Consider the following 7,153-nt stretch of genomic DNA (forward strand, 5'->3'; position numbering starts at 1 on the left):
CCGAAAAAGGCCTCCGCACGTCCCGCCCCTCGAAAAGCACCGCCCCCTCCGAAGGCTCGCAAAGCCCCGTGATCGCGTTGAAGACCGTCGTCTTGCCCGCCCCGTTCGGGCCGATGAGCGAAAAAATCCGACCCGGCTCGACCGCGAAACTCACGCCGCGAACCGCCGCGAGCCCCCCGAAACGCACCGTCAGACCCCGCACCTCCAGAAGACTCACCGCGCCTCCCTCCGCTCCGGAAAAATCCCCTCCGGCCGGAACCGCATCACCGCGACCAGCGCCAGCCCGAACAGCAGGAACTTCCAGGAAATCGGCGTCCAAAGGACGTTCTCCCCCGAGGCGATCCCCGCCCGCGCCAGCGCCTCCGTGGCCTTCTTGAGCAGGATGTCGAGCCCCATCACGATCGCCGTCCCGCCGAGCACCCCCCGCAGGCTTCCCATCCCGCCCACGATGAGGATGACGAGCCCCGTCATCGAGACGTTGAAGTCGTAGGTCGCGGGATCCGCCGTGGTCTCCAGCTTGCTCGCCCAGAGCGCCCCCGCCGCGCCCGCCAGGGCCGCCCCCGTCGCAAACGCCAGAAGCTTCGCGCCGACCGGCGAAACCCCCATCGCCGTCGCCGCCAGCTCGTCCTCCCGGATCGCCTTCCACCGCCGTCCCACCCGCGAGCGCTCCAGGTTCCGCACCGCCGCCGCAAGCCCCGCCAGGATCGCCAGGTACAGGTAATACCACGGCTCGTACACCGACGCGGAGAACGCATACCCCGGCAGCTCCGGCGGCGGAAGCGGGTTGATCCCCTGCGTGCCCTTCGTGATCGACGGAATGTTCCTGAGAACGTCCTTGACGATCTCGCCGAACCCCAGGGTCACAATCGACAGATAATCCCCCCGGAGCCGCAACACCGGCGCTCCGAGCAGGAGCCCCGCCCCGGCCGCCGCCGCCGCGGCCGCCCCGAGCGCCGGCCAGAACCCCAGCCGGAAGGGATAGATCTCGCAGGACAGAATCGCGTAGGCGTACACCCCGATCGCCATGAACGCCGCCCCGCCCAGATGAAGAAGCCCCGCGCAGCCGACCACCACGTGAAGCCCCAGGGCGAGAATCGCGAAGGGAAAAACCCGCTGACAGATCTCGTTTCCCACCCGCCACGCCCCGAGCCCCGCCGCCTCGAGCCCCCAATCGAGAAGCGGAACCAGCGCCGCGCCCGCCGCCAGCCACGCCTCCACCCGGCCCGGCCGCCTCATACCTTCTCCCGCACCCGGGCCCCCAGAAGCCCGCTCGGCCGGAACACGAGAATGAGAATGAGAATCGCGAAAACGATCGCCTGCGTCCATTCGGCGGCGATCGCCCAGTCGCTCATCGCCCGCACCAGACCGATGAGCAGCCCGCCGAGCGCCGCCCCCGGCAGATTGCCGATCCCCCCGAGAACCGCCGCCGTGAACGCGTCCAGCCCCGCCCGATAGCCGAGCTGAAACGAGATCGTGTTCGTATAGAGCGCGTAGACGACCGACGCGAACCCCGCCAGCGCCCCTCCGAGGAGAAAGGTCGCTCCGATCACGCGGTCCACGTCGATCCCCATCAGGCGCGCCGCCACGGGATCCTGCGCCGTCGCGCGCATGGCCATGCCAAGCCGCGTCCAGCGGACGAACGCCGTCAGCCCCCCCAGAAGCGGCAGCGTCACCGCCCACACCAGAAGCTCCTTCCCCGTGAACCGCACCCCCGCCCCGAGCGCCCCGCCCAGGAGATCCGCGTTCGAGACGAGCGCCGGGAAATCCTTCGGCGCCGCGGCCGCCCGGCCGCCCCCGAACGCCTCCATCGGAAGCGCCCCCCAGAAAAGCCCCACATTCATGAGGATGAAGGACACCCCGATCGCCGAAACCAGGGGCGCCATCTTCGGCGCCTCCCGCAGGGGCCGGTACGCCCACCGGTCGATCGCCCAGTTGAGCCCCGCGCAGAAGGCCGGACACGCCGCCAGGAGAACCGCCAGCCCCCCGGGCCCCTCCAGTCCCAGCGCCCCCACGAGCGTCAGGGCCAGAAAGGTCCCCAGCATGAAAAGGTCGCCGTGCGCGAAGTTGATCAGCTCGAGGACCCCGTAGACCATCGTGTAGCCGAGCGCGATGAGGGCGATGATCATGCCGTTCGAGAGCCCGATGAGGACCTGCTGGAGGAAGGCCTCGAACCCGCCCATGAGTCCGGCTACGGCCCGCCCAGGATTTCCCGGAAGGACCAGCCACCGTCCTTCACGACGAACCCGCTCATCGTCCGGAGCGTGATGTCCCCGTTCTCGTCGAACGACCAGCGCCCGAGCGCCCCCTCGAAGTCGCGCGTCCGGGCCACCGCCTCGAGGATCGCCGCCCGGTCCTTGCGACCGGCCCGGCGGATGGCCTCGAGCGCCGCAAGCGCGCACTCGTAGCCGTACACCGCGTAGACCTCGGGCTCCGCTCCGAAACGCCCGCGGTACTTCCGGTAGAATTCCGCCCCCCGCCCCGTCAGCTTCTCCGGAGGAAGCCCTCCGAAGGTGGCGTGGACGATCCCCTCGGCGTTGGCCGCCCCCGCCGAATCGATGAACGCGTTCTCGACGCATCCGTCGGGCACCAGCACCCGGCCCCGGAACCCCGCGGCGCGCAGGTCCTTGACAAGCTGCCCGCCGTTGGACTGCGTGGTGCCGCCGAAATAGACCCAGTCGGGCGCCAGTCCCGCGATCTTGGCCGCCAACGACCGGTAATTCGCCGCCCGCGAGTCGATCCCCTCGTAGCCGAGAACCCGCAGCCCGATCTTCCCCGCGTGCGCCTTGAAGAGATCGGCGATCCCCTTGCCGTAAAGCTCGCGGTCGTGAAGCACGAAGACGGAGGCGCCGCCGAGCTTCTTGACCCACTCGGCTCCCAGGACCCCCTGAAGATCGTCCGTCGGAACCACGCGGAAGAAGTTGATCCGCCCGGAGGGCCGGTAGACGGCGGGCTCGTTGGGCTCCCCGAGGCCCGCCTTGGTGAACCCCGGATAGGTATTGGCCGGGGAGATCATGGCGAGCGACGCGGCGTTGAGTTTCGGAATCGAAACCTTGGCCGCGCCGGAGTTATACGTCCCGATGTAGACGACGACGTCGGGATCCTTGACGGCGCGATCCGCGTTGGCCGCCTCGATCGCAGCGTCCCAGTCGCCCCGCTGGGGGGAGGCGTCGTCCCAGTCCTCGTAGGCCACGCGGAAAGGCCCGGCGCGCCCGCCGGCCTCCTCGAGCGCCAGGCGGATGCCGTTGACGATCGTCCCGGTCTGGGCGGCGGCGCTTCCGGTCCGGGGGAGGCTGGAGACGATCTTGACGAGGCCGGGGTCGCCGGCCGGGGCCCCTCCCCGGCCGCAGCCCGAAACGGCCAGGGCCGAAAGCGCGGCGGCCCAGGCGCCCCGGACCCGGAACTTCATGCGACGCCCTCCTTCTTCACGCCCCCGTCGCCTCGTCCATCTGGCGCATCTCCTCGGTCACGCGCTTGGACTGCCAGATGGCCCAGGCGATTCCCGCCAGGGCCAGCAGGCCGATGATCCAGCCCACCGTGGGGTTGACCTCCTTGAGGGTGGCGCTCGTCCGCGCGCCGATGTTGTATTTGAGCACCAGCGGCAGAACGATCAGGCTCACCATGTTCATCACCTTGATGAGCGGATTCAAGGCCGGCCCGGCCGTGTCCTTGAGCGGGTCGCCCACCGTGTCTCCCGTCACGGACGCCTTGTGGGCTTCGCTCCCCTTGCCGCCGTAGAGGCCGTCCTCGATGGCTTTCTTGGCGTTGTCCCAGGCGCCGCCCGCGTTGGCCATGAAGACCGCCAGGAGCTGCCCCACGAGAATCGTCCCCGCCAGGAAGCCGCCCAGGCCGTAAGGCCCCAGGAAGAAGCCCACGAGCACGGGAGTGGCGATCCCCAGAAGCCCGGGGCCGATCAGCTCCTTCTGGGCGGCGCCCGTGCAGATCGAGACGACGCGGCCGTAGTCCGGGGTCTTCTTGCCCTCCAGGATCTCCCGGTCGCGGAACTGGATGCGGACCTCCTTGACGATGAGGTAGGCCGCGCGGCCCACGGCCCGGATGAGCATGCTCGAGAAGAGGAACGGCACCGCCCCGCCGATGAGGAACCCGATGAAGACCATGGGATCCGCCGGCGTGAGTTTCCCCGCGTGCTCGAAGAACTGCTCCGTGGTCATGAGGTGGATCTTATCCTCGCTGCCCACGGCGATCACCGCGATGAAGGAGGCGAAGAGCGACACCGCGGCGATCACGGCCGAGCCGATGGCGATCCCCTTGGTCTCGGCTTTCGTGGTGTTGCCCACGGCGTCCAGATCCGCCAGAATCTGCCGGGACCGCTTGTAGCTTCCCGGCTCGGCGCGCTCCATTTCCTCCTTGTCGTAGCCCATCTCGCCGATGCCGTTGGCGTTGTCGGCCACCGGACCGAAGACGTCCATCGAGATCGTGTTGCCGGTGAGGGTCAGCATGCCGATCCCGCACATGGCCACGCCGTAGGCGATGAAGACCGGGCTCGTGCCGCTGTAGATGAGGACCGACCCCAGGATCGCCACCGCGATGATGAGGATGGCGTAGACCGTGGACTCGTACCCGACGGCGAAGCCCTGGATGATGTTGGTGGCGTGGCCCGTCTGGCAGCTCTTGGCGAGCGACTTGACGGGTTCGTACTGCGTGTGGGTGAAGTAGCTCGTGACCTTGTTGAGCGCGACCGCCAGGAAGACGCCGATGAGGCACGTCAGCGCCGGCCGCATGTCGAGGGTCGAAGTCCCGAAGTTCGCCCACCAGGGAAGCTCCGCCACCGAACCCGCGCGGTCCCCGTTGAGATCGAATCCGAAGACCGCCTGCTTGTACTGGACGAAGTAGGACGGGTCGAACTTGAGGTAGATGAAGCCCAGGAGGAAGAAGCCCACCACGCTGATGAGGGAGCCGATCATGAAGCCGCGGTGGACGGAGTGGAGGGCCGTGTCGGAGGTATCCTTCTGGCCGGCCCGGACGCTGTAGGTCGAGATGATCGAGCCCACGACGCCGATCGCGCGCACCAGAAGCGGGAAGATCACGCCCTTGTGGCCGAAGCTCGCGTACCCCAGGATCATCGCGGCCACGATCGTGACCTCGTAGGACTCGAAGATGTCGGCGGCCATGCCGGCGCAGTCGCCGACGTTGTCGCCCACGTTGTCGGCGATGGTGGCGGCGTTGCGGGGATCGTCCTCGGGGATGCCTTTCTCGATCTTGCCCACGAGATCCGCCCCGACGTCGGCGGCCTTCGTGTAGATGCCTCCGCCCACGCGCATGAACAGCGCCAGGAGGGTCCCTCCGAACCCGAACCCGAGCAGCGCCTCGTAGGCCTGCTCGCCGTAGGCCATGAAGATGAGGGTTCCGCCCAGAAGCCCCAGGCCGTCGGTCAGCATTCCGGTGATCGTGCCGGTGCGGTATCCGAGTTGCATGGCCTCGCCGTAGCTGCGGCGGGCCGCGGCGGCCACCCGCAGGTTGCCCTGCGTGGCCAGGCGCATGCCCACGAACCCCACCAGCCAGCTGAACGCCGATCCCATGAGGAAGGCCGCCGCCCGCCCGAAGGCCACGTGGTTGTGCCCCTCCCCCATCTTCGTGAGGAAGAGGATGCCGGTGATGACAACCATGAGGGGCCAGATGCGGGAGAACTGCTGCCGGAGGTAGCCGTTGGCCCCCTCCCGCGTGGCGTCGGCCACGCGCTTCATCTTCTCCGTGCCGGTGTCGGCCTTGAGCACCTGCCCCACGAGAAGCCCCGCGTAGACGAGCGCCGCCAGGGCCGTCAGGAGCACGACCCAGAGCATCGCCTTCTCGAAGCCGCTGTACTCGGGGCTCGTCATGAACGAGAAGAATCGAAACTCTTCCCGTTCCTGGGCCCCCTCCGGCCGCGGCGGGCCGTAGATCGACGCGTGGGCGTACAGCCCCAGGAAGAAGAAAGCCATCAGAATGAAAAAGGACCGGCTCAGCGACCGACGAAGCCCAGAGCGGAACGCCGTGCGCCTCACGAACGCCTCCTTGAAATGAGCGGAACGCCCGTCTTCCGGACCCGAGACCCCGGCCCGCCTATCGGGCCGAATCCCCCCCGGGTGCGTCGCGGGGGATTTTAGGCAAAGGCCCCCCCGCGTACAAGGTAATCGTTCACTCCCTCCGGTCGCCGATCCCGAAGGCCGGGGCGCCCCTTCCCCCCGGCGGAGGGGAATCTCCCGGCATTCGTGATTCGCAGGTTCATTTGCTCCCCGGGCACCCATGGCTTAGAATTCGTTGCGATGACCGAAAAGGCCGCCCCGTCCGCCCGCGTCCTCTACGTGGAAGACGATTCCACCGCCGCCCTCCTCGTGCGCAATATCCTCGAACGCGAGGGCTATCTCTTCGAGCACGCCGCCACCGAGCGGGACTTCTTCCGCGCGCTCGGCGAGGACCGGCCCGATCTGTGCCTCATCGATCTCACCCTTCCGGACGCCTCCGGCCTGGACGTTCTGGAGAAACTCCGCTCCCGCTTTCCCGACCTTCCCGCCATCGTCGTGACCGCCTCGGAGGCGATCGAGGACGTGATCGGCGCCATGAAGCGCGGGGCGGTGGATTACCTCACCAAACCCATCGATCCCCGGCGCCTGGCGGTCTCGCTCGCCAACGCCCTGCGCCTCCACCGCCAGCAGCGCGAGATCAACCGCCTGCGGGCCGACGTCGAGGAAGCCTATTCCCTCGAGCATCTCATCGGAAGCTCCTCGGGCATGGAACGCGTCCGGAACATGATCCGGAAAGCCGCCCCCTCCGACGCGACCGTCCTCGTCGTCGGCGAAAGCGGCACCGGCAAGGAGCTCGTGGCCCGCGCGCTCCACGCGCTCGGCCCCCGCTCCGTGGGGCCCTTCGTGGACGTCAACAGCGCCGCCCTCGCCGAAACCCTCCTCGAAAGCGAGCTCTTCGGCCACGAAAAAGGCGCCTTCACCAGCGCCGTCGCCCGCCGCCGGGGCAAGTTCGAACAGGCCCACGGGGGCACGCTTTTCCTCGACGAGATCGGCGACATGCCCCTCCCCACCCAGGCCAAGATCCTCCGCGCCCTCCAGGAGCGATCCTTCCAGCGCGTCGGCGGCGACGAGAAGATCGCCGTGGACGTGCGCGTCATCTGCGCCACCCACCGCAACCTCGAGGAGGCGGTCGA

General features: G+C 68.5%; 6 protein-coding genes. 1 reads left to right on the forward strand and 5 read right to left on the reverse strand.

Annotated features, from left to right (window positions below; translation table 11 throughout):
• From VNO22_07890 to VNO22_07910, 5 genes are all read right to left on the reverse strand, one after another.
• On the reverse strand, nucleotides 1-217 hold a 217-nt coding region (locus VNO22_07890; protein ID HXG61278.1), incomplete at its 3' end, for an ATP-binding cassette domain-containing protein.
• The gene (locus VNO22_07895; GenBank protein ID HXG61279.1) at nucleotides 214-1,236 is read right to left on the reverse strand and encodes a branched-chain amino acid ABC transporter permease; all 1,023 of its coding nucleotides are present in this window, start codon (nucleotides 1,234-1,236) and stop codon (nucleotides 214-216) included. The genes VNO22_07895 and VNO22_07890, both read right to left, overlap by 4 nt.
• Nucleotides 1,233-2,180, reverse strand: a complete 948-nt coding sequence (locus tag VNO22_07900) for a branched-chain amino acid ABC transporter permease (GenBank protein HXG61280.1) — start codon at nucleotides 2,178-2,180, stop codon at nucleotides 1,233-1,235. Before VNO22_07900 ends, VNO22_07895 begins: the two co-directional genes overlap by 4 nt.
• A gap of 8 nt (nucleotides 2,181-2,188) precedes the next feature.
• Nucleotides 2,189-3,406, reverse strand: a complete 1,218-nt coding sequence (locus VNO22_07905) for a branched-chain amino acid ABC transporter substrate-binding protein (GenBank protein HXG61281.1) — start codon at nucleotides 3,404-3,406, stop codon at nucleotides 2,189-2,191.
• A gap of 16 nt (nucleotides 3,407-3,422) precedes the next feature.
• A complete protein-coding gene (locus VNO22_07910) occupies nucleotides 3,423-5,834 on the reverse strand; it encodes a sodium-translocating pyrophosphatase (GenBank protein HXG61282.1) in 2,412 nt (803 codons plus the stop codon).
• 426 nt (nucleotides 5,835-6,260) lie between these two features.
• Here VNO22_07910 and VNO22_07915 point away from each other — a divergent pair.
• A partial coding sequence (locus tag VNO22_07915) for a sigma-54 dependent transcriptional regulator (GenBank protein HXG61283.1) occupies nucleotides 6,261-7,153 on the forward strand: 893 nt, incomplete at its 3' end.

It is taken from the genome of Planctomycetota bacterium, from assembly GCA_035574235.1.
In the GTDB taxonomy this organism is placed as follows: Bacteria; Planctomycetota; MHYJ01; order MHYJ01; family JACPRB01; genus DATLZA01.